Annotated in this window: 23 protein-coding genes, 8 pseudogenes and 1 other annotated feature; of the genes and pseudogenes, 16 read left to right on the forward strand and 15 right to left on the reverse strand. The window is 37.8% G+C overall.

What is annotated here, in order from left to right:
- The 3 genes from FTT94_RS13715 to FTT94_RS13725 form a co-directional block, all read right to left on the reverse strand.
- On the reverse strand, positions 1-316 hold a 316-nt coding region (locus FTT94_RS13715), incomplete at its 3' end, for a transposase (RefSeq protein ID WP_180022932.1).
- A 430-nt stretch (positions 317-746) separates the two neighbouring features.
- Complete coding sequence (locus FTT94_RS13720; RefSeq protein WP_127800993.1) at positions 747-1,658, reverse strand: ParB/RepB/Spo0J family partition protein; 912 nt, start codon at positions 1,656-1,658, stop codon at positions 747-749.
- A 13-nt stretch (positions 1,659-1,671) separates the two neighbouring features.
- The gene (locus FTT94_RS13725; protein ID WP_127800991.1) at positions 1,672-2,445 is read right to left on the reverse strand and encodes a ParA family protein; all 774 of its coding nucleotides are present in this window, start codon (positions 2,443-2,445) and stop codon (positions 1,672-1,674) included.
- Positions 2,446-3,301: 856 nt separating this feature from the next.
- Here FTT94_RS13725 and FTT94_RS13730 point away from each other — a divergent pair.
- The gene (locus FTT94_RS13730; RefSeq protein ID WP_127800989.1) at positions 3,302-4,474 is read left to right on the forward strand and encodes a replication initiation protein; all 1,173 of its coding nucleotides are present in this window, start codon (positions 3,302-3,304) and stop codon (positions 4,472-4,474) included.
- Positions 4,475-4,626: 152 nt separating this feature from the next.
- Here the strand turns inward: FTT94_RS13730 and FTT94_RS13735 are convergent.
- Positions 4,627-5,040, reverse strand: a pseudogene (locus FTT94_RS13735) (integrase core domain-containing protein); the annotation flags it as partial.
- 54 nt (positions 5,041-5,094) lie between these two features.
- Entirely contained in the window at positions 5,095-6,027 is a 933-nt protein-coding gene (locus FTT94_RS13740; RefSeq protein WP_180170964.1) for an IS5-like element IS17 family transposase, read from the reverse strand.
- 568 nt (positions 6,028-6,595) lie between these two features.
- Here FTT94_RS13740 and FTT94_RS13745 point away from each other — a divergent pair.
- From FTT94_RS13745 to FTT94_RS13775, 7 genes are all read left to right on the forward strand, one after another.
- Positions 6,596-8,131: a phosphorylase gene (locus FTT94_RS13745; RefSeq protein ID WP_159153817.1), complete on the forward strand. Its 1,536-nt coding sequence runs from the start codon at positions 6,596-6,598 to the stop codon at positions 8,129-8,131.
- Positions 8,132-8,150: 19 nt separating this feature from the next.
- On the forward strand, positions 8,151-9,098 hold the full coding sequence (locus tag FTT94_RS13750) for a CBASS oligonucleotide cyclase (protein ID WP_151208075.1): 948 nt from the start codon (positions 8,151-8,153) through the stop codon (positions 9,096-9,098).
- A 3-nt stretch (positions 9,099-9,101) separates the two neighbouring features.
- The gene (locus FTT94_RS13755; RefSeq protein ID WP_151208077.1) at positions 9,102-9,599 is read left to right on the forward strand and encodes a four-carbon acid sugar kinase family protein; all 498 of its coding nucleotides are present in this window, start codon (positions 9,102-9,104) and stop codon (positions 9,597-9,599) included.
- Positions 9,596-10,492, forward strand: coding sequence for an ATP-binding protein (locus FTT94_RS13760; RefSeq protein ID WP_127798918.1), 897 nt, complete (start codon positions 9,596-9,598; stop codon positions 10,490-10,492). Before FTT94_RS13755 ends, FTT94_RS13760 begins: the two co-directional genes overlap by 4 nt.
- A gap of 28 nt (positions 10,493-10,520) precedes the next feature.
- A complete protein-coding gene (locus FTT94_RS13765) occupies positions 10,521-11,060 on the forward strand; it encodes a 3'-5' exonuclease (RefSeq protein ID WP_127798920.1) in 540 nt (179 codons plus the stop codon).
- Positions 11,061-11,100: 40 nt separating this feature from the next.
- Complete coding sequence (locus tag FTT94_RS13770; RefSeq protein ID WP_127798922.1) at positions 11,101-11,616, forward strand: hypothetical protein; 516 nt, start codon at positions 11,101-11,103, stop codon at positions 11,614-11,616.
- A gap of 263 nt (positions 11,617-11,879) precedes the next feature.
- Positions 11,880-13,099 (forward strand): IS3 family transposase gene (locus FTT94_RS13775; RefSeq protein ID WP_180170965.1). Its coding sequence is split into 2 segments (ribosomal slippage): positions 11,880-12,156 and positions 12,156-13,099, totalling 1,221 coding nucleotides; the frame shifts between segments, so codons are not numbered across the junction.
- Positions 12,155-12,271, forward strand: a sequence feature (AL1L pseudoknot). It overlaps the preceding gene by 117 nt.
- A 121-nt stretch (positions 13,100-13,220) precedes the next feature.
- On the opposite strand, the gene istB (FTT94_RS13780) is transcribed toward FTT94_RS13775, so the two are convergent.
- Together istB (FTT94_RS13780) and istA are read right to left on the reverse strand one after the other, a co-directional pair.
- Positions 13,221-13,994 (reverse strand): IS21-like element ISAba8 family helper ATPase IstB, encoded by a 774-nt coding sequence (istB, locus tag FTT94_RS13780; protein WP_159153815.1) that lies wholly within the window; start codon positions 13,992-13,994, stop codon positions 13,221-13,223.
- Positions 13,994-15,013, reverse strand: a pseudogene (gene istA, locus FTT94_RS13785) (IS21-like element ISAba8 family transposase). The gene istB (FTT94_RS13780) and the pseudogene istA overlap by 1 nt, the downstream one beginning before the upstream one ends.
- A gap of 525 nt (positions 15,014-15,538) precedes the next feature.
- Between istA and FTT94_RS13790 the strand changes: the two are divergent.
- Positions 15,539-15,910: pseudogene (locus tag FTT94_RS13790) on the forward strand (ISNCY family transposase); the annotation flags it as partial.
- Positions 15,911-15,985: 75 nt separating this feature from the next.
- Here FTT94_RS13790 and FTT94_RS13795 read toward each other — a convergent pair.
- On the reverse strand, positions 15,986-16,306 hold the full coding sequence (locus tag FTT94_RS13795; RefSeq protein WP_127800962.1) for a hypothetical protein: 321 nt from the start codon (positions 16,304-16,306) through the stop codon (positions 15,986-15,988).
- The gene (locus tag FTT94_RS13800) at positions 16,306-16,587 is read right to left on the reverse strand and encodes a type II toxin-antitoxin system RelB/DinJ family antitoxin (RefSeq protein WP_127800960.1); all 282 of its coding nucleotides are present in this window, start codon (positions 16,585-16,587) and stop codon (positions 16,306-16,308) included. Before FTT94_RS13800 ends, FTT94_RS13795 begins: the two co-directional genes overlap by 1 nt.
- Before the next feature lie 156 nt (positions 16,588-16,743).
- Between FTT94_RS13800 and FTT94_RS13805 the strand changes: the two genes are divergently transcribed.
- Complete coding sequence (locus FTT94_RS13805; RefSeq protein ID WP_163143575.1) at positions 16,744-17,127, forward strand: transposase; 384 nt, start codon at positions 16,744-16,746, stop codon at positions 17,125-17,127.
- On the forward strand, positions 17,124-17,459 hold the full coding sequence (gene tnpB, locus FTT94_RS13810) for an IS66 family insertion sequence element accessory protein TnpB (protein WP_004780063.1): 336 nt from the start codon (positions 17,124-17,126) through the stop codon (positions 17,457-17,459). The genes FTT94_RS13805 and tnpB overlap by 4 nt, the downstream gene beginning before the upstream one ends.
- A 248-nt stretch (positions 17,460-17,707) precedes the next feature.
- Here the strand turns inward: tnpB and istB (FTT94_RS13815) are convergent.
- From istB (FTT94_RS13815) to FTT94_RS13830, 4 genes and pseudogenes are all read right to left on the reverse strand, one after another.
- Positions 17,708-17,962: pseudogene (istB, locus tag FTT94_RS13815) on the reverse strand (IS21-like element ISAba8 family helper ATPase IstB); the annotation flags it as partial.
- 53 nt (positions 17,963-18,015) lie between these two features.
- Positions 18,016-18,356 (reverse strand): annotated as a pseudogene (locus FTT94_RS13820) (transposase); the annotation flags it as partial.
- A 35-nt stretch (positions 18,357-18,391) separates the two neighbouring features.
- Positions 18,392-19,482, reverse strand: a pseudogene (locus FTT94_RS13825) (IS3 family transposase).
- 98 nt (positions 19,483-19,580) lie between these two features.
- Positions 19,581-20,126 (reverse strand): DNA-binding protein, encoded by a 546-nt coding sequence (locus tag FTT94_RS13830; protein WP_127800924.1) that lies wholly within the window; start codon positions 20,124-20,126, stop codon positions 19,581-19,583.
- A 105-nt stretch (positions 20,127-20,231) separates the two neighbouring features.
- On the opposite strand from FTT94_RS13830, the pseudogene FTT94_RS13835 reads away from it, so the two are divergent.
- From FTT94_RS13835 to FTT94_RS13850, 4 genes and pseudogenes are all read left to right on the forward strand, one after another.
- Positions 20,232-20,717: pseudogene (locus FTT94_RS13835) on the forward strand (IS3 family transposase); the annotation flags it as partial.
- Positions 20,718-21,009: 292 nt separating this feature from the next.
- Positions 21,010-21,333 carry a transcriptional regulator gene (locus FTT94_RS13840; RefSeq protein WP_104505828.1) on the forward strand — a complete coding sequence of 108 codons (324 nt, stop codon included), beginning with the start codon at positions 21,010-21,012 and terminating at the stop codon, positions 21,331-21,333.
- Entirely contained in the window at positions 21,314-21,628 is a 315-nt protein-coding gene (locus FTT94_RS13845) for a DNA-binding transcriptional regulator (RefSeq protein WP_104505827.1), read from the forward strand. Before FTT94_RS13840 ends, FTT94_RS13845 begins: the two co-directional genes overlap by 20 nt.
- Positions 21,629-21,666: 38 nt before the next feature.
- Positions 21,667-21,981 carry a hypothetical protein gene (locus FTT94_RS13850; protein WP_104505826.1) on the forward strand — a complete coding sequence of 105 codons (315 nt, stop codon included), beginning with the start codon at positions 21,667-21,669 and terminating at the stop codon, positions 21,979-21,981.
- A gap of 705 nt (positions 21,982-22,686) precedes the next feature.
- On the opposite strand, the gene FTT94_RS13855 is transcribed toward FTT94_RS13850, so the two are convergent.
- Positions 22,687-23,187 (reverse strand): META domain-containing protein, encoded by a 501-nt coding sequence (locus FTT94_RS13855; RefSeq protein WP_074163995.1) that lies wholly within the window; start codon positions 23,185-23,187, stop codon positions 22,687-22,689.
- Between the two features lie 2 nt (positions 23,188-23,189).
- Positions 23,190-24,086 (reverse strand): S1 family peptidase, encoded by an 897-nt coding sequence (locus tag FTT94_RS13860; RefSeq protein ID WP_228140232.1) that lies wholly within the window; start codon positions 24,084-24,086, stop codon positions 23,190-23,192.
- 24 nt (positions 24,087-24,110) lie between these two features.
- Between FTT94_RS13860 and FTT94_RS13865 the strand changes: the two are divergent.
- Positions 24,111-24,245: pseudogene (locus FTT94_RS13865) on the forward strand (IS6 family transposase); the annotation flags it as partial.

Here is a 24,245-nt window from a genome sequence, read left to right on the forward strand (position 1 = left end):
TATCATTATTCGTATGAGGCACGGTGATACACAACGTGATCCTCTCATCAATAGGTTGGCTGATTGCAGCAGTGTAAGGCAAAGCAATAAATGCTGGATTCACATGAGTAGGATCCTGCACGGCACCCTCATGATGCCTGAAGATCCTGATCCAACGACTGACAAGGTTGGCATTAATACTATGTTGCAGTGCGACCGAAGCGATCGAGGTATTAGGATTTTTGCAGGCATTGACAATACTGAATTTGAATTCTTTGCTGTATGTTCTGCGTTTTTTAGCAACAGGAGGTGTTGCTGAATATATATCCATGTTCATAGATTAAGTCCCCACTTGTTTTTAGGTGGGAACTAAATTAAGGCTTATAGGATCGCTTGGTAAGGCTGTGTTAGCTGGATGCTTACTTTCTTTTACCTTAATAACGTATTTTTTTAACGGCAGCATACCTTTTGAAACACCACCAAATTATTTATGTTCCACCAGCATATATACTTCCCTATCGAAAAATCTGATAAGAATTGATTATTTTGATACAAAACCTGAAAACTGGGAGTGCTTATATGGACATATATAATATTTCCGGATAAATATAAAACTACTCCACAAGAAGAAAGGCAGAATTTAATCTCAGTCCGAAGTAACAGTACTCTCAAAGACCAAATGTAAAGAAGCATACTTAAGAAAATAAAATTCAATAATGCATGAGGATGTAATTAGTTTCAGGGTGCTAAGAAAGTGTAGCAACTTGCTACACTTTTTCGCTTTTTTGAATCAGCTGTTTTAAGAAATCTTCTAATTGTAAGAGACTGGCTTCGTCAATTTCCGAGATATTCAGAGAAACCTTAAGCTGTTTTTGATTCAGTTTGATATTCCCCGCAATCTTACCGGCATATTCAATTTTTCTGACCACGGATGTTGTGGTCAGTTTTTCTGGATTCTGACTCAATAGTTTTTCAGCATAAGTAGTAACTTTGCTTTGCTCGAGTTTTTTGTCTTTTAATTTTTCCCAAGCTCCGAGTAAGGCCACTTCGGCTTCAGAGAGTTGTTCAAGATGATCCGATAGAAATTTTTTGAATGCAGTTGCAGCAGTACGGCCTAGCAAGCCTGGTTCCACATCAAGGTCATTTAAAATTGCTTGCGGCAGTTTTTCGTATGCTAAATACTTGTACATATCTTCGCGATTTAAACCCAGTGAATTGGCTAAACGTTGCTTGTTTTTCTTTAATTTCTCATCAAGTGAGTTCAGGCCAATAAAAATCTCATAATCTGTCAGATCCTGACGCTTTAAATTCTCGGCCAGGGTTAACAAAGATGCTTCTACATTATTTGCATCAATGATAATGGCTTCAATCACAGACTTTCCGAGTAACTGATGTGCCCGTAAGCGTCGCTCGCCTGCAATCAGTTCATATTTCAGATTATCCAGTTTACGCACTGTAATGGGCTGCAAAAGGCCGATTTCATTAATAGAATCCGCCAGTTCTTTTAACTGTGATTCTTCAAATATTTTACGCGGCTGGTTTAGACTTCGGCTGATATCCTCAATAGGGACATTACGTCTAAACTCTTTCAGCTCTTTAATATTGTCTTTCTGTGCTTGCTGATGTTTTTCTGTATTCTGTTTCAGTTTCTGAGCTAAAAGCTCTTTGGTGCTTGCCATAATGCTCTCAGGTTTAAATTTTCAATACAATTTCATTGGCAAGGCTTTCAAAAGCCTTACGTACTTTTGAATTTTTTTCTACTTTCAAAAGTGGTTGTTGCAGAATGGCTGCTTGATTGACTTTAGTACTTTGAGGAATTGTGGTTTCTAAAATTTTACCCACTTGTTTCAAGGCTTCATCCCGAATCAGCTTACAGACATTCTGACGTTCATCATGCTTAATTAGTAAAGCGCCTAAAAGCTCTAAATCTGGATTAATACGTTTGATCTTTTCAAGATGATTTAAAAGATCTGTTACCCCATATAATCCATATTGTGATCCTGATTCGATAGGGATAATGACATGTGTTGAGGATGCCAGGGCATTGCTGGTTAATAATTTAAGGCTAGGTGGGCAGTCAATCAATATAAAATCATATAGATCTTTTAATAGTTTTAACTTGATATTTAACTCTTCTGAAGGACGGGGAGCTTCTTCTTTTAGTTGATCTTCAGTTTTTCCTAAATTCAAGGAACCATAAATTAATGATACTTTTTCAAAGTTCGTTTCTTCTTGTAATGCATCTGCCAACAACGAAATATCGCCCACTAGTAATTCTGCTGTAGTGACAGCAATTTCGCTTGGATGTTGGATCCCAATGTGTAAACTTGCGTTTGCTTGAGGATCTAAATCAATGACTAAAACTTTGTTGCCCAGATTGGCAAGTTCTGAGGCTAGGTGTACAACAGTCGTTGTTTTGCCACATCCGCCTTTATGGTTAGCAACAGTAATAATTTTTGCAGACATGCGTGTCAGATGCTTCCTTATTTGAATGTTTAGTAATATAAATAACTTTCATTCATCTTACTATAGTTTTTAAATTTATAAATCCTATTTATTCAGCTGTAAAACAGTTTAAAAAATAAATTTTTAACTAAGCTAGCTTAATTAAAAATTAGAATAATTAGTTATTTAGCTAATTAATAATTAGGATCATATTTTTATTATATAAAACAAATGCTTATAGATTTAAAAGTGGAAGGTTTGTCACTCTAAAGTGGAAGGTTTGTCACTCTAAAGTGGAAGGTTTGTCACTCTAAAGTGGAAGGTCTGTCACTCTAAAGTGGAAGGTTTGTCACTCTAAAGTGGAAGGTCTGTCACTAGGGTGGAAAGTTTGTCACTGCTATTTTTATATCTGCTATTTTTATTTAAAAATAATTGCAAAAACAAATATTTAAGCTGTTAATAAAGTCTCATAACTAAGCTTTAAAGGTGGAAAGATTGTCACTGTATCTTCTTAACCTGTGGATAATCTTTTTTTATTGGATATTTCCTGATGATTATATGTGCAGTTATACCTTTTAAATCTAACAAAAAGGTGGAAGCCTTGTCACATCAGGGTTTTTATCTGACTTAACCTAACTAGATCTGAATGAAAAAAGTAAAAATAGGCCTTCTGAACTGTAATTTCGAGACTAAAGGTGGAAGGTCTGTCATCATAGGGTGGAAAGATTATAATTAATTCCACTTTAAATGCAGAAAACCGGCTAAAATGCTTCTTTTTGATGACAAACTTTCCACTTTTAGAATCTTGTGGTGAAAGTCTTGAAAGTTTTTCCACTTTTGTATATAAAAACTAAGTTAAATTATAAATATCACGGTTATGACAGAATCTGAACCATTGCAAGAAGAATCGAATTATATTCCTTACTGTATAGGCAACATTCGCCATAATGGCGTTGTCAGTACCAGTAACCGTTTAATTCGCCCAATCGAATTATCAGCCAATGAATATAAGGCACTTCTATATGCAATGGCGGTTGCGAATTATAGTGAGAAAAATAGGGTAGATGGTGAAATTACCGAACAAACTTATATTTATTTGTATAAGGATGATTTGGCAGATTTACTAGGATTAAATAAACGTAATTCAATTAATGTTGCAATAGATCGGATCTACAAAGAGCTTTCATCCCGGGTAGCTCATTTTATTATTGAGGAGCCTGCTGATAATGGTAAAAGAAAGACTAAAAAAGTACATTCTGTCGTTCCCATTATCCGTGAGTTAAGATGGGAAGATGATTCTAAAAATGCGATTCAGATTCGTTTTACCAGTGAGGTGTTGCCGTATTTCACTCAACTGGCTGGGGGTAATTTTACTACCTATCAGCTAAAACATCTTTTTGCCCTAGATTCTGTTGCCAGTATGAGTCTCTATACTTATTTCATTAAAAATGAATTTAAGTACGCCAATCAAAAGAGTTATGAAGTGCCATTACTTTTAGAAAACTTGAAAGCACTGATTGATATTAATGAAACCAAATATGATCGCTGGGTAGATTTTAGACGCTATGTATTAGACAAAATAGTGGCAGAAATTAACGAAAATACAGATCTACAATTAGAGTATGAAACCGTTAAGAAAGGCCGTCCAATTGTAGGTGTGAATTTTAAACTGCATCATCGGATTGCTGATAAGGCACTGGATGAATTTGCAGTGATTGAAAAAATCTATCTTGATGTTCCATTTGAAGACAATGCATCCGTAAAAGAATTAGGGGCTAAATTCGATATGAATGTACGTTCTTGGTATATTTTTAATAATGATGAAAATTATCAGCAGTTCAAGAAGTGGTTTAAAAAAGTAGGATGCCTCACTGACTCTCAAGCAAATATTGTCATTAATGACACTTTATTCCAAATGGATTTTGCTGAAATTGGTATGGGGTTGAATGACTTTAAACGAAATATGAAGCATAAACTTAAAAGTAATCCGGAATTCGTCCATAGTATTCGTGAAAGACTGAATGATATTTTTGGTAAAGAGTTGATCTAGCGAAAAGTGTAGCAACTTGCTACACTTTTTTTGATATATGTTCGTAAAGAATACAAGTGGTAAGGACCTTAGGATAAAAACGACTCTGTTGCATGAAGTGTGAAAATTGAGACTGAACCGTACCGGGTTTGTCGGAGACTTTTTTATTTAAGTTAGGCCACCTGACCTAACGGGTTAATCTTATCATAGTACATTGCTTCAAACTCAAAAGGCGACTTGTAACCCAATGCACTGTGTACACGCTCTTTATTGAACCAATCTACCCAGTTGAGTGTCGCAAGTTGTACATCCGCTAAACCTTTCCAATCTGCTTTTAAATACTCAATCACCTCTGTTTTGTATAAGCCATTCACTGTTTCAGCCAAAGCATTATCGTATGAATCACCAGTCGTACCGACTGATGCTCGTAAATTTGCAGCTTCTAAACGATTGGTATAGCGAATAGAAAGATATTGAACACCTCTATCGGAATGATGAATCACATTCTTTGGCATGCCTCGATCGTGCAATGCTTGCTCAAGTGCATCGAGCACCATATCTGTATTCATCCGTGTAGATACTTTCCATCGGCTTTGTTGCACAAAGATTTGAAATACAAAGCGCCCCTAATTGAGCCAAATTTAAGGCGTAACTTGGGTAAGTGGTCGACCTAATTCCGTAAATCTGTTGAGGACTGCTACACGTGCATGAATTTCATTCACCTGACTAGGAAAGCTTCTTGCCATTAATTTATCGCCTAATAATTTGATGCAATGCATCTTGGTTTCCACCAAACTGCGGCGATGATAGCCTGACCATTTTTTCCATAATGTCCTGCCTAAACGTTTAACTGTTCGAAGTAATTCATTTCGCGCTAGCGAGCTGATCTTTGTATCTTTCCATGGTTTCGCATTTTTTCTAGGTGGAATCACCGCATGTGCTTGCCGATCTGCAATGACCTGACGGCATTGCTTGGTGTCATAAGCTCCATCGGTATAAACAGAGTCAATCTGCTCATCTTGTGGAATCTGATTAAGTAAATCACCAAGCACCTGTGAATCACTGACATTATTGGTTGTGAGCTGAATAGCGCGTATTTGTAGGGTTTTGGCATCTATACCAATATGTAGTTTACGCCATTGGCGACGATATTCAGCTCCATGTTTCTTGCGTTTCCATTCGCCCTCACCTAGAAACTTCATGCCTGTAGAGTCTACGAGTAGATGCAGCCCATCGCTACTTTTTTGGTAGCTGATTGCAATATCAATATGCTTTTGTCTTCTACAAAGCGTACTGTAATCTGGTGCGGTCCAATTTAATCCGCAAAGTTCAATCAGACTTTGCACAAAGCCAGTGACCATACGTAAAGATAGACGGAATAAGGATTTAATCATTAAGCAGCATTGGATAGCTGCGTCGGAGTAGGTTTGATTTCGCCCTTGTTTGCCTTTTGATGGAGCATACCATTGCGTAGCAGGATCAAACCAAATGACAATATTTCCGCGACTCATGAGTGCTCGGTTATATGCGGGGCAATTGGTTGTGCGGTAGATTTTGTGTGTAGGCTTCTTCATTTGAAAATTATATCGCTGAAAAAGCCTTTACAGATAGGTTTGTGCAACAAAGCCCTTCACAACTATATATTTACCATTTCATCCATCTAATTCAGTGGTTAGTAATTTAATGAAGATTCAGCAAATGTTTAGATTAATGATTTTATTGGAGTTATCATATTTGCCGGGTCATAACTCACAACTCACATAGCAACTGTAGATTTGAGTGCCGCCTTTCTCAGCATGCTCGTGCAATAATTGCGACTTTATTAGGAGTTCTTCTTCTATCTAGACAACTTTTTCCAAAATTATGGATATTCCTTCAGTAACAATTAGTAATCTAGGTGTTTTGGTGGTTTTTCCTTTTAACAGCTGGTACTACAGTATATTACTTTATCTCATTCAATCGCGTTTGTAGGGTTCTTACCACTGTACAGCCATATTTGCAGTGATACCTGGAGGAGTGAACAATTAAACTACTTGCATACTAAAATTACAAAGCTAAATAAATTTTCAAAGAACACTTGCAATAGTTAATGTAACCTTCATCTATTAAAAATTATTATATTTTTTAGGGGGTAAGGGGAGAATGAGTAATCCAGTTTCTCTTTCAAATAGTTGTATTCTCCTTGCAGGTAGCATTTCTCTTACTACAAATGATGACCAGATCGATAAGGCTCATTCATTTGTTGAAGCTCTTGTAACAGAAGTTATTAATGCTGGAGGCAGCTTTATCGGTTATTTTTCAGCAGAGCCTGTAAATCAAACTCAAAAATCTTTAGTTTTTGATTGGACTATTGCTAGAAAAATAAACGAACTAACTCAAGGGATAGAAAACAAAATCTTTCTTAAGATTGTTGCATCAAATGATCGGTTGCAATGCAAAACCAATTCCGAACAGCGACGGCTTTTAAATAGCATGATTGCTCGTGGGGTTGCTGAACATATTTGTATTGATGACGAAATCTTAACAGGTAGCAATGTAGGTGAAGAACAAATTGAGCATGCTACAGCAATGATTGCACTAGGTGGTGGTAAAGGAGTATTAGATAGAGCTCACAAAATGGTAAAAAAAGGGTTGCCTATTTTGCCTTTAGATCTACAAATCGGATCAAATAAAGAAGATGGAAATGGTGCATTAGGATTGCTAAAAAAATTTAGAGACACTCCTCAAACTTATTTGCAAAATACCGGTTCTACTGTGGTAAAAAGTATTTCAGCACTCTCTTTAGAAGAACCTGTATTAGAATTTTCTCAAATTGCAAAGAGAATTATTACGATCTTTTATAAAGAGGAACAAGCTAGACACGCAGCTCTTCCGCCAGATGTATTAGTCTTGACAGCTTTACCAATTGAATTATCAGCTGCAAGGCAAGCATTAAATATTAATGAAGGTGTACAGCCTATAGTTACAAGTACGGGTCTCCATGTATGGAAAACAGAAATAATTCGCAATGATGGTATACGGGCTAATTGCGCAATAGCATGTTTTTCTAGCGCTGGAAATGTAGATGCTTCTTCAATCACCACCACATTACTAATTGAATTACAACCTAAAAATGTAATCATGTTAGGTATTGCTGCGGGAATGCGCGAAAAATGTGCTTTAGGCGAAGTTGTTTTATCTGAACAAGTCGTTGCATACGAAGGAGCAGCTCTCATTGAAGGTGGCGCTACAGAACACCGGCCTAAAAGCACAGTGTTAGATCTTAAAGTTAGACAGGATGTTAGCACATATTTATCTAACAAAAGTTCTTTAGAAAGTCGCTTAATAAAGAGCTATGAAGCCTTAGAAATCATACTTCCAGATAGTATTGAAATTGGCCCAGTAACTAAAAGTGTTATGCCTAAAACAGTCACTATTGGAAGTGGTGAGAAGCTTCTTCGAGATCCTGAAAAATTTAAAGCCTTAAAAGAACTTAATGGAAAAATTGAAGTTGCTGAAATGGAGGGTGCAGGAGTATTTGCGGCTTGTGCTTTACATAAAAAACCCGTGTTAATGATTAGAGGAATTAGTGACTTTGGTGATTCCACAAAAGACAATCGCTTTCATGACTTAGCCGCAAAAGCAGCTGCTGCAGTAACAGCAGATTATATTACTCATGGCTTAACACTTAATAACTAACTTGGGGAAACACATCAGAATGTCACTTACAAATTCAGATCTTCAATATTATGATGGTAATGTACTTCGTTTACCTTCAGAAAAACGTACAGAATATCATGCACAAGTGGATAATTTAATAACAGAGTTACGCAAACATATCACTTCAAACTCTGACTTAAAAATAGCAAAAGTAGTTAAAGCCGGTTCTTTTGCAAAGTATACAATTTTGAAGAAAACTGTAGATGATCCTATCGATGTAGATATTGTATTTTATATCAGTAATAAAAATGTAGATGATTCGACATTAGACAATCTTAATGACTTAATTTACACGTTACTCACAAAAATTTATCCAACTAAAGCTGTTGAAGATTTTGAGATTCAACGGAGAGCAGCTACAGTAACTTTTGTCAAAAGTGGGCTGAGTGTAGATGTAGTTCCTGTAATTCAAGATGCCCAAGAACCAAACCATGGTTGGCAATATGATCTAAAAACTAAAGAAAAAAACCTAACTTGTGCTCCTTGTCATATTCAATTTATTCGTGATAGAAAAAATTCAGATAAGCATTACCGCACTTTAGTGCGTATGGCAAAACGATGGAAAAATTTTGCGTGCCCTCCGGGCCTTAAATCTTTTCATCTAGAGTTGATACTAGCTTATTTACAAGATCGTGATGGACCAACACAAAATATTGAACAACGTTTTAGAGAATTTTTAGGATTTATAGCTCAAAGTGAATTAAATGAGCGTATTGATTTCCCTGAGAACTCGGCTAAGGTGCAGAAATATTTTTCAGATCCTGTTGTAATTATTGATCCTGCTAACCATGAAAATAATGTAGCGTCTCGAATAACTATAGAAGAGAAAGAACAAATCGTCAAAATAGCCTTACAAGCTTGGGAAACTGCAAATTATGCATCAGTAGAAGATGATAACGACATTTGGAAAGAAATATTCGGTAATAAATTTAAAATTAAGGATTAAAGCATGAGTTCATCATACTCAAGTACTTATTCGAGTACTTACACTGTAGCTGATGTTGAAAAAGTTGTACGTAGTATTAAAGCAGATTTAATTATGATCGCTAGTAGCACAAGAGCGATGACTGAAGATAAAGCGAAAGAATATGCCCATGATATTGAACTATTAGCAAAAAATGAATATTTATCTAAAGTTGATGTAACTTTGATATCTTCCTATGGTTCAGAAGTTAGAGCTATTAAGTACATATTTCAAACTGAAGGTGCATCTGGTACTGAAAGACCTGGCGGAGTAATGTGGCCCCACACACCAGATGGACGAATTAGAATTATATTGTCACATACCGATAAATATCGTAATGAATCAGAAAAAGCTTCCAAATTACCATTGGAAATAACTTGGGTCTCAACAACAGAAAGTACCACTCACAGTAGCCTTTCTGCATCAGGGGAGCGAGGTTATAGCAGTAATGGTTATGGAGCTAATAGGAGCGACTACTCATGAGTAAATCAACAGTTTTTGAAGTTAAGACAGATTTACCAATTAAACAATTTGATGATTTAGCTGACAAATTACTCGGTTTTGAATCTAGATATTCCCGTATTAAGAAACAAGTACAACTTTTGCTTCAGGCTGATGAGTTAGAACAATGGAGTAAACAAAAACATGGGAAAAAACTAGCGGTTATTGATCTTCTTGTCGATCAATATCCTTTAGCTATTTTTCATGGTGATGTAGGTACTGGAAAAACTGCAAATGCTGAAGCAATTGTTAATAGATTAGCTCGTGATGCGAAAATAGAAGATGCTTTGCTATTTAAGCTTAGTAATAAAGTCAGAGGAACTGGTAAAGTTGGTGAAATGGGTACTCTCATTGCACAAGCATTCGATGAAATCACTCGGTCTATTGGACATGGAAATGGTCGAGCTTTTCTTATTATTGATGAAGGTGATTCGCTTGGAGCATCTCGAAGTCAAGAAAATAGTCATCATGAAGATAAAGTTGGTGTGAATACTTTAATTCAAGCAATAGATGATTTAAGAAAACATGGTGGCCGTATCTTTGCAATTTTATGTACTAATCGATTAGCTGCTTTAGATGCAGCTGTTTTGCGTAGAGCTTCCATTGTAGAAGAGTTTGTTCGCCCATCTAATGAAGAACGACATGAGCTTTTTACTAAAGATTTGTCTGACATCGATTTTTCGGAAGATGAAATTGCCGAATTAGTAAGTGCAACTGCTCCTCACGGAGCAGAACCAGGTTGGACTTATTCAGATATTCGTACACGGTTATATCCAACGGCAGTTTCTTTAGCTTTTCCTGATTCAGAATTAAAAATCTCACACTTCCATCAGGCTCTTAGTAAGCTAAAGCCTTCACCTATAATGGCTGGATAACATAATTCTAATTGGAAGGAGCATAAGAATGTATAAAAAAGAGGTTTATATTTCTGTAGACATTGAAACAGCAGGTCCTATAGTAGGTGAACACAGTATGCTGACTATAGGAGCATGTTTCGTATATAACCCTGATATAGAATTTACAATAATGCTCCAACCAATCAGTGATCAAGCAATTGAAGAAGCTTTAAAAGTGTCAGGAATAACTTTAGACCAAGCACGAAAGAAAGGTATTCCCCCCATAGAAGCAATGTCTCAATTTGAAAGTTGGATACTCAAGTATTTACCAGAGGACTCTAGACCTATATTTGTAGGACTTAATGCGCCTTTCGATTGGTCTTTTATAAATTTTTATTTTCTAAAATATTTAAATAGAAATCCTTTTGGTATATCAGCTATAGATATCAAAGCTCTTTTTATGGGAGCCACAAAATGTAGCTGGTACGATACAAAGTCAAGTTCAATAGATAAATATGTACATCCTACTTTACAAGGAGATCATAATGCTTTGCACGATGCAAAGTATCAAGCAGAATTATTTAGATTAGTTTATTCAATTGAATAAATTATATAATTCATATAATTTTCAATTGGGTAATATTAATATGACAAATAGGATTAATTCTGAACAAGCTGTTGAACATGCCTGGAAGTACTTTGAATTACATTCCAACCAAAGAATAACAATGTTCAATTATTTTCTTTTTATCATTGCTGGATTAGGAACCGCTATAGGTGTTTCCATTCAGTCCTCAAGTACCTTTGCTTACATAGGAATATTTTTATCCATTTTCTTAAGTATTACGGCATTTGTTTTCTGGAAGCTAGATCAAAGAACATCTTTTTTAATCAAACAATCTGAAGAAGTCTTTAAAAGATTAGAAAGAAATTCTTCAATTGATATTGGAATATTTTGTAATGAAGAAAGTAATCTTATTAGAGCTAATATGGGAAAAAAATATTTAAGTAAAATTTTGACTTATGGCTTGATATTTAGAGCAACTTTCTTAATTATGGGACTAATTGGCTTAATCGGAGTCTTAATCTTTAGTTTAATAATTTTTGAAAAAATCTCTTTTGAAACTCCCAAAAAAAATGATACTACGTTAATTTCTAAATAAGTAATAACCCTATGCATATCTTTGCATAGGGCTAGATAATATTTTTAGGCTGTTAATATCTAGATATTTTACTAATATTCTTCTGATGAATTTTAATACCAGTGAATAAAAAAAATCCAAGGACTATTAATGGAATCAACCACATACCATGTATAAGATAATTGATATTAGTCTCTATTATTGATCTAAAAGGGAATTGTCCAAAGAACTGAATGAACCGTACCGGGTTTGTCGGAGAGTCAATATTCTGAGAGACTATCCCGATGACAAAATTAAAATATACCCCTGAAATCAGAGAAAGAGCGGTTCAATTATTGATTGAATCCGAGAAAGATTATCCATCGAATTGGGCTGCAATCACAGCAATTGCGCCTAAGATTGGTTGTACTCCTGAAACACTTCGTGCCTGGCATCAAAAGCATTTAGATCAGCAAAATCCTATTAAAGTACAACAGATATCTGACCAAGAAAAAATGAAGCAAATGGAACGTGAAATTAAAGAATTAAAGCGTGCCAATGAAATTCTACGTAAAGCAGCCGCTTTTTTCGCCCAGGCGGAGCTCGACCGCCCACACAAATAATGGTGGATTTCATCCATAACAATAAAGACTTATATGGTGTTGATGCGATTTGTAGGATTTTACCGATCGCAGCTTCAACCTATTACCGGACTCTAGATCTCTGCGAAAATCCAGAACATCGAGCAAAGCGAGATTTACATGACTTGCATCATGCTGAGGAGATTAAACGAATTTGGAAGGAAAGTTCAGGTCGGTATGGTGTACGTAAAGTCTGGCAAAAACTGAAACGTGAAGGCTATATTATTGCACGCTGTACTGTTGCTCGATTAATGAAAAAGCTAGGTATACAAGGTGTTTGGCGAGGTAAGAACAAACAAACCACCCGTAGCCGAGATGACCAAAAACGAGCAGATGATTTAGTGAAACGTAATTTTACTGCTGATCATCCTGACCAACTGTGGGTCAGTGACTTTACGTATATTCAAACAAATTCAGGCTGGGTCTATACCGCCTTTATTATTGATGTGTTCTCACGAGCAATTGTTGGCTGGAAAGTATCTACACGAATGAATACAGATATGGTGCTCGATGCATTAGAGCAAGCATTGCATGATCGAGGCATGCCAAAGAATGTGATTCATCATTCCGACAGAGGTGTGCAATATCTTTCTATTCGCTATACCAATCGTTTAGAAGCTGCAAATTTACGAGCATCAGTCGGTACAACTGGTGATTCATACGATAATGCTCTGGCTGAAACGGTGAATGGCTTATACAAAACAGAGGTGATTGAATATTTAAAAGCAGATTGGCAAGGTTTAGCAGATGTACAACTTGCGACACTAAACAGGGTAGATTGGTTCAATAAAAAGCGTGTACACAGTGCACTGGGTTATGTATCGCCTTTTGAGTTTGAAGCAATGTACTATGATAAGATTAACCCGTTAGGTCAGGTGGCCTAACTTAAATAAAAAAGTCTCCGACAAACCCGGTACGGTTCAATTTCTGGAACCAGAATTCATACCAAAATTTAAGTGCGAGCATTGTCAACGGCATTCTAAAATTGACCCCTTTGATCTCGTATTAAATTTCAACCTGGGGCTGAATCCCAATTCTTTTTTTATCCTTCAAACGATAACTCTCACCCGATATTTGTACCACATGACAGTGATGCAGCAACCGATCTAACATCGCAGCGGTCAACGTAACATCATCCGCAAACGACTTAGACCATTGGCTAAAGGGTAAGTTACTCGTCAATATCGTACTGCCTTTTTCATAACGCTTGGCAATCACGTTAAAGAACAGATTCGCTTCTTCACGTCCAAACGGTAAATAACCAATTTCATCGATAATCAGTAACTTTGGTCCCAGTACCGCACGTTGCATATAGGTTTTCAATTTACCTTGCTGATAGGCTGTACTCAGTTGCAGCGTGAGATCGGCGGCGGTAATAAACTTGGTTTTGACATTGTTCATGATGGCCTTATAGCCTAATGCCATAGATAAGTGCGTTTTCCCTACACCGCTAGCCCCGAGAAACACCACATTTTCTGCTCTAGCAATAAAGCTCAGGTTGAACAACTCGACCACCTGTGATTTGGGAGCACCCAGTGCATAATTAAAATCGTAACCTTCCAGCGTTTTCACTTGAGGCAGGCCTGAGAGTTTCATCAGGACCTGCTGGCTGCGCTGTTGCCTGGCAGCATATTCATGCGTCAAGATAGCTTCAACAAAGTCGGCATAACTTCCATCTTGACCTAATGTTTGTTGTGCATGATGTGACCATTGTGATGCGATGGCAGGCAGATTGAGCTTTTGGCAAAGTTGCTCTATACGGTCGTATTGCAGATTCATCAGGAAACTCCCAGCAACTGGTCATATACCGATAAGGGATGCTGCAAACTCTCGTAGGGCATGACATGCTGTGCTGCTGCAACAGGTACAGTGCTAGAACCTGTATCTGATTGCGGTAATGGCGTAAATTTTTGCTGCTCCTGTTGCAGTCGAACAGCCGGTTTTTCTTGCGTGGTGGCATGAATCCGCTGATTGGCGGTTTCATGCAGTCACCGGCCAATGTGGGCATTGGCGACATCAACATCTAACAGTAAACCCGAAGTCTTCAGGCTTGCTTTCAATGGCACAATAAAGCTTGATTTGAGGTATCCATTAAAGCGTTCAACTTTGCCTTTGGTCTGTGCACGGTAGGGCTTACATACGCGAGGACGAAAGCTGTATTTCTTGGCGCAGTCGAGCAGTTTGGGATTCCATTTATGCTGCCCCTCCTGATAGGCATCCCGTTCAATCATGATCGTTTTAGCGTTATCAAACAGGATTTCTTGAGGTACTCCTGCAAAAAACTGAAATGCATTTTCTAGACCATCGATCCATGCATCCGTACGTTCATGATCATAAAATTTCACGAAAGTCGCTCTGGAATACCCTAATGTTGCGACAAAGGCTTTTAAAGTCGTGTTGTTGCGTCGAATTGTCGTGAAATCTACCTGCATTTGTTGGCCAGGTTGGGTTTCAAAACGAATGATCGGTTCCGGTTGAGCAACTGGTTTTAATGTTGCAAGATATTCCCTCAAGATCCTGATCTTTCCTGGATATCCCAACCCTAAAATTTCCTGGTAGAGCACAACAGCAGGAATCCATTCAGGATGAGCTGCGTTTACACGTTGGAGTAAATAGGGTTTATATGGGTCAAGGATACTTATTCTAGGCTGTATACGCTGATACTGAGGTGTGGTGTTTTGCCGTAAATATTTACGTACGGTATTTCTGGACACCCCCAGTTCACGACTAATGGCTTTAATAGATTTACCTTGTTGATGAAGTATTTGGATTGTCACTGCTTGCTCCAAAGTTAACATGTTGAGCAGTCCAAAATGACCGCTATATTAACCAAGGGGGTCAGTTTTTAAATGCCATTAGGGGGTCATTTTTACACTGCCGCTAACAGCATATCTGATTGTTGGGTAGCTACACTTTGAAATCTCAAAACAGATAAAGAATAGAGTAATGGATAAAGACATGCCGTTGTAGTCGAAGCATTGAACAGCACAACAATTCGATTTTGAGTTGAATGCTTTTTTGAGAGTTTGATTGTCTTTAAGAAGAACATTACACAATTGAAGAACTAAATGAAGTAAACACTATATAGACTTAAATAAAATTAGCCTAGAATTATTTTTTTAATAAGTCATTGTTTTATATATTGTTTATCTATAAACACAGAGAGTTATGAACTTAAAGTACTATGTACTTAATTTAACATAATCTATATTATACGCAATTGGCATGGCATGTTAGAACCCATTCAAAATGTCTATATTCTCACCAATAAAAATGTCTAGTTTATGATGGCTTAAACATCATGGACTGGATATGAAATATAGATGCTGATCACTATGTCTGACAAAGAAATTCAACGTCTTGCTGTTCTGCAAGACGTTCGAGATCATCGTATTACCCAAGTCCGTGCTGCTGAAATCCTTAATCTTTCAACCCGTCAAATTACCTGGTTATTACAGAAGCTCAATCAAGATGGTGTTTCAGGTATGGCGCATGCCAGTCGTGGTCAACCTGGCCATCGTCGCCATGATGATTTATTAAAATCAAAATGTCTTTCCATTATTTCTGAACATCTGCTGGGATTTGGATCTACCTTGGCTCATGAAAAGCTCACTACCATTCATGGATTCGATATTTCAGTGGAAACACTACGTTCCTGGATGATTGCAGCCAATTTATGGATTCTGCGATCCAAGTGCAAATTCTTATTTAATGATCATTAAATTTTGTGCTAACTTGGACAGATATTATTCGGCTAATTGGACAAACAGTTATTGTTCTTTAAGATGATTAATTAATCGCTCATAGTCATTTTTAGAAAGTTTACCAATGTAAGTTAATTTTGTTTTATCAATTGGCAACTGATATGTCTGTACGGTATCAATCCATGATTTTTTACTTAGTCCAACCGATTCCCAATCTATAATTTCAATATATTTACGTTTAATAAAATCAGATTTATTGTCATATTGACTGCTTAAACGGAATACGATGTAGTCTTTTTTTGTTTGTCGAATATATAAAACAGGGCGAGTTTTGCCATCTACTATATCTGTCAAACCAACATAAGCCCAATACAAATCCTGTGCCATTAGTACCCACCATCATCGTTTAAAAATGCTTGAGCAGATTTTGTATTAGATACTTTTACACTTGGGATATTATGGCTAAGAGCTATGAGCTGTGCTGTATTAAAATCATCATCACTTATTTGATTGCTTACAGGGATTCGACCTGTTTTGGCTATTTCAGCCATGACCATACTAAAAACAGATGCAGGGGTTAGCCCAACTTTTTTAATAATGTACTCTGCTGATTCAGAAATAGCCTCATCCACAGAATATTGAACTCTCTTTTTTATTAGCTTAGACATTTAACACCTCTCAATCTTGTTAAGGCCATTTAATGCCATAAAATGGTACAAGGCAAGTGAGTAGTAAGTGGTAAGCATCCGGCTAACACAGCCTTACCAAGCGATCCTATAAGCCTTAATTTAGTTCCCACCTAAAAACAAGTGGGGACTTAATCCATGAACATGGATATATATTCAGCAACACCTCCTGTTGCTAAAAAACGCAGAACATACAGCAAAGAATTCAAACTCAGTATTGTCAATGCCTGTAAAAATCCTAATACCTCGATCGCTTCGGTCGCACTGCAACATAGTATTAATGCCAACCTTGTCAGTCGTTGGATCAGGATCTTCAGCCATCATGATGGTGCCGTGCAGGATCCTACTCATGTGAATCCAGCATTTATTGCTTTGCCTTACACTGCTGCAATCAGCCAACCTATTGATGAGAGGATCACGTTGTGTATCACCGTGCCTCATACGAATAATGATATTCAGCTAAAATGGCAGACATCAGAAATACCTGTCTTGGCAGAATTACTCAAGGCACTTGCAACATGATCCGCATTGATGAAATCTGGTTGTCTACTCAGCCCATGGACATGCGTGCAGGTATGGATACGACCATGGCTCAGGTGGTGAGAGCCTTTGGCTACATCAAACCGCATTGTGCTTACCTGTTCTGTAATAAACGTGGCCATCGCATGAAAGTGTTGGTACATGATGGATTGGGCATCTGGCTGTGTGCCCGGCGGCTGGAACAGGGCAAATTTCACTGGGCTCAAGTTCACCAAGGTGAAACCGTGGCCCTCAGCCCGGAACAGTTACAGGCACTGATCCAAGGTTTGCCCTGGCAGAGAATTGGATTGCAGCAAGTGGTGAATATGCTCTAAACCAAGCTCGACCATTCTGCCATCCTCCAAACGTTCTATTTCATTCTTCTCATGACCTCAGGCATACTGCGGTCATGAATACGCTGCCTGACTTAAGCCAACTGACCCATGAACAACTGCTGGAATTCACCAGACTGAACCGTACCAGGTTTGTCGGAGACTTTTTATTTAAGTTGTCAACGGCATTCTAAAATTGACCCCTTTCACCTTACAAATGGCAAAGTAAAATTGACCCCTTTGATCTCGTATTAAATTTCAACCTGGGGCTGAATCCCAATTCTTTTTTTATCCTTCAAACGATAACTCTCACCCGATATTTGTACCACATGACAGTGATGCAATAACCGATCTAACATCGCAGCGGTCAACGTGACATCATCTGCAAAGGATTTGGACCACTGGCTAAAGGGTAAGTTACTCGTCAATATCGTACTGCCTTTTTCATAACGCTTGGCAATCACGTTAAAGAACAGATTCGCTTCTTCACGTCCAAACGGTAAATAAAGAGATGGATCCGGAAATTTGAACAACTTCTATAAGTGATATTCCGCTCTAGTTAAGCCACCTTGTTTTGTTGGGGTAGCTGATCATAGTAAAACTCATTGGGTGTCATTTTGTCTAGACTCGAATGAGGTCGTTTCAAATTATAAAACTTGAAATATGCACTCAATTGCTTTTTTGCATCTGTGACACTGCTATAAGCTTTGAGATACACCTCTTCATATTTAACGCTCCGCCATAATCGTTCAACCATCACATTATCAATCTATGAGCAGTATACTGCGCAAGTTTACCATCCATACTGATTTGAATGCCATTTGATTTCAATACATCAATAAATGCATCACTCGTGAACTGACTGCCTTTGTCTGTATTAAATATTTCAGGTGATCGGTAATCCTCCCATAAATAACCGAAGTTAAAAGTAGAGGTTAAGCAGCCATTAGAGGTGGCTTTCCTTTGTTAGCTTGATGTGGTCTTTCATGGTTGTAATGCCACAACCAGTTTGTTGCATAATCTTGTACTTCATCCAAAGTATCAAATAAATGCTTGCTCAGCCAACTATAACGTATAGTCCGATTATAGCGTTCAATATACGCATTCTGCTGTGGCTTACCCGGTTGAATATATTCAATACGAATACCGTGCTCAGTAGCCCAGCGCACAAATTCGTGACTGATAAATTCGGGACCATTATCGCATCGGATCACTAACGGTTTTTCTCTCCACTCCAGCAATTGATTCAACGTACGAATAACCCTGATTGTGGGCAATGAGAACCCTGCGTCAATGGCTAGGCCTTCGCGGCGGTAATCATCAATCACATTCAATAATCGAAACTTGCGACCATCGGAAAGCTGATCATGCATAAAATCTAATGACCAAACCTGATTTTCTCGGATTGGTTCTTTCAATGGTTCAGGCGCATGCCGTTTTAGTCTTCTTCTCGGTTTAATACGCAGATTCAGTGCCAACTCACAGTAAATGCGGTAAACCCGCTTGTGATTCCAGCAGCAACTCTCAACATGCCGTAAATACGAGAAGCACAAACCAAAGCCCCAATCGGAATTTTCCTCAGTGAGTTCAATGAGCTGTTCAGCAATGAGTGCATTGTCATCGCTGAGTTTGGCTTGATAGCGGTAGCAGGTTTCACTAATGCCAAATGCTTTACAAGCCAAACGAATACTAATGGCATGCTGGGCAACTGCCTGTTGTGCCATCTTACGCCGGCAAGATGGCTTTACCCTTGCGCAGCAGTGCTGCTCATTGCCATCGCTTCCTGGATGATTTCGGCCTTTAATCGCTCTTCCGCATACATCTTTTTAAGTCTGGTATTTTCGGCTTCTAGCTCTTTCAGTCGAGCCATTAATGATGTATCCATACCACCATATTTGGCACGCCATTTATAAAAGGTAGCATTACTCATGCCGTGTTCACGGCAAAGGGTCGCTACAGGTGTGCCAGATTCTGCCTGTTTCAAGATGGACATGATCTGACTGTCAGTAAATTTAGATGTTTTCATGCAGAATCTCCTGCTCGTATCTTAAGAGAAAATTCTACTTTTAGATCCTATTATTTTTAGGGGGGATTACCAGCCTTCATCGTCAGTTACTTGTCTTTTTACATTGTAATCTGTTTTTCTAATTCAGCTATCCGTGCATTTGCATTAGTGAGTTGTGATTCCACATATTTGATCGAGCCTGATTTTTCGAGTAGCTGTTCATATTTGGCTTGCAAGGCGTTGTAGTCTTCTTTTGCCTTATCTGTACTAGCAAGAGCGACTTTCAGCTTGTCGGTGGTGTCATCAGTTTGTTTGACCTGTTCATCAAGTTTGATTTGCACCTGTTCCAGTTTTTCTGTGGTATCTGCAAGCTGCTTTTCCAGTTGTTGCACTGTTTCCGCATATCCGCCTTGTACTGCATCAATCCGTTCTTGCAATAGGGTTGCAATGACTTGTGACACGGTAACAAGTTCCGCATCTTTCAGAGTTTTTGCCGTAGTAACGGCTGCCGCCAGTTGCTCTTCAAGGATCTCTTTGCGGTATTTGTTGATAGTGGTCTTTGAGCCGCTACCAAGAACCGCAAGGATATTATCGTTAGTTGGGTTTGAGCCTTGTGCTGCAAGGGATTCGATGGCTTTTGCCACATCTGATTTAGTGATTGCCATGGGTTTACTTCCTATTGTGTACTGTACTGTATCGTATTTTAGTACATTACAGTACAGTACACAATCGATATTTTTTATGAATTATGACTAGCTAAAACTCACCCGTATATTCAAACCAATTCAGGTTGGGTCTATACCGCCTTTATTATTGATGTGTTCTCACGAGCAATTGTTGGATGGAAAGTATCAACACGTATGAATACAGACATGGTGCTCGATGCATTGGAGCAAGCATTGCATGACCGATGCATGCCAAAGAATGTGATTCATCATTCCGACAGAGGTGTGCAATATCTTTCCATTCGTTATACCAATCGTTTAGAAGCAGCAAATTTACGAGCATCAGTCGGTACGACTGGTGATTCATACGATAATGCTTTGGCTGAAACGGTGAATGGCTTATACAAAACAGAGGTGATTGAATATTTAAAAGCGGATTGGCAAGGTTTAGCAGATGTACAACTTGCGACACTAAACTGGGTAGATTGGTTCAATAAAGAACGTGTACATAGTGCACTGGGTTATGTATCACCTTTTGAGTTTGAAGCAATCTACTATGATAAGATTAATCCGTTAGGTCAGGTGGCCTAACTTAAATAAAAAGTCTCCGACAAACCCGGTACGGTTCAGAGTGCTAAATTTTTAAATACAGAGCTTCTGACATTGGGATAGATTTCCCAAAAGTAGTCATGGTGAGTACTCTGTATTGATTGCCTGTACTGATGTTTCAGTTTTTTCATTGTTCCTCCTAGGTAACATTACCTAGAAGGGATCCTCTGCAAAATAGTACATCGTCTTTAATCCTGTGAACTAAGAATTATCATTTAAAAATACCACAAAGTAGTATAAAATAAACTACTACAAGGTAGTATGAATGCAATCAATGTATACAATATGTGAGACTCCATTATTTACTAAATACTGTCTTGTTTATTGGACTCAGGAAGAATATGAGGAATTCAAAACATTCTTAGCATTAAATCCTGAAGCAGGAGATGTAGAGCCTAATGCAGGTGGTATTCGTAAGATTAGATGGACTAGCGGTGGTAGAGGTAAAAGTGGTGGTGTCAGAGTCATCTACTTTAATCGTTTAGCAAATGGAGAGATTTGGTTATTAACCTTGTACAGTAAAAAGCAAACTGTACAGCTTAGTAAGAAGACTCTTCAAGCATTAGTGGAGAAACTAAATGACTCGTTTAATGACTGAAAAAGAACTTGAGGCTTTTGAAGCAACTAGGGATATTGAAGCTGAAATATTACAAGGCATCGACGATATGCTTACTAGTAATGCAGCGAAAAGAACCGTAATCACTGAGACAGATGTAGCGTTAGCTCGTAGAAAGGCTCAACTAACACAAGATCAGTTTGCTAAGATTCTTGGCGTATCAAGACGTACTCTTGAATCATGGGAACAAGGTGCGAGAAGACCATCAGGAGCAGCAACATCCCTTATTCGATTATTTATTGTTGATCCAAAATTTGTAAAAGAGAGTCTGGCTTAATTTAGACAGCTCTCTACTATATTTATTTAAGGTTTTTTATGAAGCACTTAGGATTTGTGGGAAAAAGTACTGAATATTTAGGGTATACCCATATTGAAATTATCAATAGCTCATTACGCTTATCTTTCAATATTCCATCAACAAAAGATCTAGAAGAAACCTTTAAAAAGATAGTCGAAAATAACTATGATTTACTCATGGAAACATCAGCAGAAATCGAGTTCGAATTAGAAAGTGAAACGCTAGCAAAGATAGAAACCATCATAAAAGAAAAAGGGATTGAACTTGATGAGTTTGTTCAAAATGCGCTGATTAAACTTATCAACCAAAATGAATTGGCTAAGACTGATTAGACCTTAAATGCAGACAATAAAAAACCCCGGCATCCTGCCGAGGTTTTTTATTGGAACTTTAGGTCTGTGCTGGCTTAGTGCTTGTCGTATCTGGCCCCATCCTGGTGCTCATTCTTTGTAATTCTAAGGAACTTCCTGTTCCTGACCAATTAATCATATGAAAATTCTACTATTCCGAATAGCCGCAAAGGACCGGAATTTACGTAAGCTAAAGCGTACAAAACAGCCTAAGTTTTATCCACAAGAAATGGGGATAATTTTGAACATTCACGCATTGATAAAATTTAAAAAATCTCAAAATCGACTACTTTTTAAACAAATTTATTGGCAAGAACTATCAAAACTGCTCATAAAAAAGCCGATTTGTTTCAAAATCGGTTTTTTGGGCATTTTTGGATTTTTCTTGTTTTATTAAGTATCTGATATTTATATTAATATACAAGTGTATTGCGTATAACCACCATTATGTTAAATAGGGAATTCAAAGCTCTTTCTAAGAGTTGGTATAGTGGTAATACTTATTGAGTGCGTAAAAGAATTAGATTAATAAAATACTCAAAAGAAAAATAGTAAAAGGGAACTTACAGAAAATAAGTTACCGGCTCTTAAAATTATATTTAAACAAAGAAGCCCAACTAAATGATTGGGCTTCCTCATATCTAACTTTACCTTATGATTTTCATCAGTGTACTGCAAGAATTTAGACTACTTGTTGACTTGAACACCTTTAAAAATCAATTTCTCTTTTTTTTGTGTTTCTATAAGCAGTTGTGCCTGCCCCTTACGAGATTGAAGATATAATGTGGGAGCATTCACCAGAATATCTATCATCGTACTTTCACGTAAGTTGATATCATCAGGACAGCCCATCATTGTGGCAACAATTGGTTGTTCAGCATATAAATGATTGCCCTTAAAATGAATACCAATCGAATTTATATTACAAAACAAATTCCCAATATACAGCATCTTTTCTGCAAATTTTAGCGTGATAGGTTGGTCAGGTTTTGAAGCCAGAAATAATGAATCTATACGTTCACTATTAGCATTTGTTGCCTCGATTAATTCCCAAGAAAATTGCGCCAAGGTCTGCTCACTAAAGGACATCACTTGTAATTCTTGTATCTTGGACTGATCGGCTGATGAAGGCTTATGACAAGCGCTCAAAAGTCCAACGACGAACATCAGTATAAATATTCTAGTCATCGTTATTGTCCGTATAATAATGAGTAACCCTCTTTATAGAGTTCATCAGTAGACATATAGGTCATATATCCATTAGGTTTGGCGGCACCTCCGCAATACCCCTGACCTTTCATGGAAGAACTCCATGTGCCTTGATAAGTTGCAGTAGATAATAACCCTGCCGCCACACTTCCAATAAAGATTGGACCACCACTATCGCCACCCCAACAATCCAACGTTGGACCTGAAACTTTTACCCATGTTGCATTACACACACCTGCCCCTGATGGTCCACATTTATTGTCAGTACCAAATGCTTTAAATGCGGTCGACTGAACCGTACCACAACTATAACCAGTTTTCATTCCATAATGACAGACATACGTACCAACAGGTGTGTTACCTTGTGTACGTCGACCAGTTAGAGTTTTGACCACATTGTCACTGGCGAAAAATTCTGGGTTCAAGGTATGTGTAGATGATACTAAACTCATGGTTTGGAAATCCTGACTACCATTCCAGAAGTCTCCCACAAAGGTTAGTGCAATATTATCATTGCCAGTTGTCTTGCGGTCATCTACAGTAATTTTGTAATTCTTACAGTGAGCCGCTGTGGTCGCAAATTTTGTACCCGCAGCGTTTTTCACATTAAAACCTGTTGTACAATTATAAAAAGTGGTTGAAGTTGTACTATCCGCCATCAGCATGGTTTCTGCTGCCCTTACTGCGGCACTATGTCTTAATGGAATATTAGTGGTCGTTACTTTAAGTGGGACATTGGTTAATGTTCTAGGTTTTTCACTGCTCAGTAATTTCAAACCCTGTGTTTGGTTGGTTGCAGTATGCTTTGGATCATAAAGCTCTAAATCAATGCTATTTTCGGCACTGTTGCAAATAGTCGGTGGTGATAAACTTATCATCCCCTTTTGCTGATGGAGCTGCACATGAACCCATTCAAAGGCCGGCATTTTCAGCGTGACATCATTCTGTGGGCCGTACGCTGGTACTGCAAATACGGCATCAGTTACCGTGAGCTGCAGGAGATGCTGGCTGAACGCGGAGTGAATGTCGATCACTCC

It is taken from the genome of Acinetobacter sp. YH12027 (assembly GCF_013420085.1).
In the GTDB taxonomy this organism is placed as follows: domain Bacteria; phylum Pseudomonadota; class Gammaproteobacteria; order Pseudomonadales; family Moraxellaceae; genus Acinetobacter; species Acinetobacter amyesii.

What these genes read in the sequence shown, in the direction of transcription:
- FTT94_RS13760 (WP_127798918.1), top strand. Translation starts at nt 9,596, where the DNA reads ATGAGTAAATCAACAGTTTTTGAAGTTAAGACAGATTTACCAATTAAA.
- FTT94_RS13805 (WP_163143575.1), top strand. Translation starts at nt 16,744, where the DNA reads ATGAACATGGATATATATTCAGCAACACCTCCTGTTGCTAAAAAACGC.
- FTT94_RS13855 (WP_074163995.1), bottom strand. Translation starts at nt 23,187, where the DNA reads ATGACTAGAATATTTATACTGATGTTCGTCGTTGGACTTTTGAGCGCT.
- istB (WP_159153815.1), bottom strand. Translation starts at nt 13,994, where the DNA reads ATGAATCTGCAATACGACCGTATAGAGCAACTTTGCCAAAAGCTCAAT.
- FTT94_RS13845 (WP_104505827.1), top strand. Translation starts at nt 21,314, where the DNA reads ATGACTCGTTTAATGACTGAAAAAGAACTTGAGGCTTTTGAAGCAACT.
- FTT94_RS13770 (WP_127798922.1), top strand. Translation starts at nt 11,101, where the DNA reads ATGACAAATAGGATTAATTCTGAACAAGCTGTTGAACATGCCTGGAAG.
- FTT94_RS13860 (WP_228140232.1), bottom strand. Translation starts at nt 24,086, where the DNA reads ATGATAAGTTTATCACCACCGACTATTTGCAACAGTGCCGAAAATAGC.
- FTT94_RS13720 (WP_127800993.1), bottom strand. Translation starts at nt 1,658, where the DNA reads ATGGCAAGCACCAAAGAGCTTTTAGCTCAGAAACTGAAACAGAATACA.
- FTT94_RS13750 (WP_151208075.1), top strand. Translation starts at nt 8,151, where the DNA reads ATGTCACTTACAAATTCAGATCTTCAATATTATGATGGTAATGTACTT.
- FTT94_RS13840 (WP_104505828.1), top strand. Translation starts at nt 21,010, where the DNA reads ATGTATACAATATGTGAGACTCCATTATTTACTAAATACTGTCTTGTT.
- FTT94_RS13725 (WP_127800991.1), bottom strand. Translation starts at nt 2,445, where the DNA reads ATGTCTGCAAAAATTATTACTGTTGCTAACCATAAAGGCGGATGTGGC.
- FTT94_RS13800 (WP_127800960.1), bottom strand. Translation starts at nt 16,587, where the DNA reads ATGTCTAAGCTAATAAAAAAGAGAGTTCAATATTCTGTGGATGAGGCT.
- FTT94_RS13830 (WP_127800924.1), bottom strand. Translation starts at nt 20,126, where the DNA reads ATGGCAATCACTAAATCAGATGTGGCAAAAGCCATCGAATCCCTTGCA.
- FTT94_RS13795 (WP_127800962.1), bottom strand. Translation starts at nt 16,306, where the DNA reads ATGGCACAGGATTTGTATTGGGCTTATGTTGGTTTGACAGATATAGTA.
- FTT94_RS13730 (WP_127800989.1), top strand. Translation starts at nt 3,302, where the DNA reads ATGACAGAATCTGAACCATTGCAAGAAGAATCGAATTATATTCCTTAC.
- FTT94_RS13850 (WP_104505826.1), top strand. Translation starts at nt 21,667, where the DNA reads ATGAAGCACTTAGGATTTGTGGGAAAAAGTACTGAATATTTAGGGTAT.
- FTT94_RS13740 (WP_180170964.1), bottom strand. Translation starts at nt 6,027, where the DNA reads ATGAAGAAGCCTACACACAAAATCTACCGCACAACCAATTGCCCCGCA.
- FTT94_RS13765 (WP_127798920.1), top strand. Translation starts at nt 10,521, where the DNA reads ATGTATAAAAAAGAGGTTTATATTTCTGTAGACATTGAAACAGCAGGT.
- FTT94_RS13745 (WP_159153817.1), top strand. Translation starts at nt 6,596, where the DNA reads ATGAGTAATCCAGTTTCTCTTTCAAATAGTTGTATTCTCCTTGCAGGT.
- FTT94_RS13755 (WP_151208077.1), top strand. Translation starts at nt 9,102, where the DNA reads ATGAGTTCATCATACTCAAGTACTTATTCGAGTACTTACACTGTAGCT.
- tnpB (WP_004780063.1), top strand. Translation starts at nt 17,124, where the DNA reads ATGATCCGCATTGATGAAATCTGGTTGTCTACTCAGCCCATGGACATG.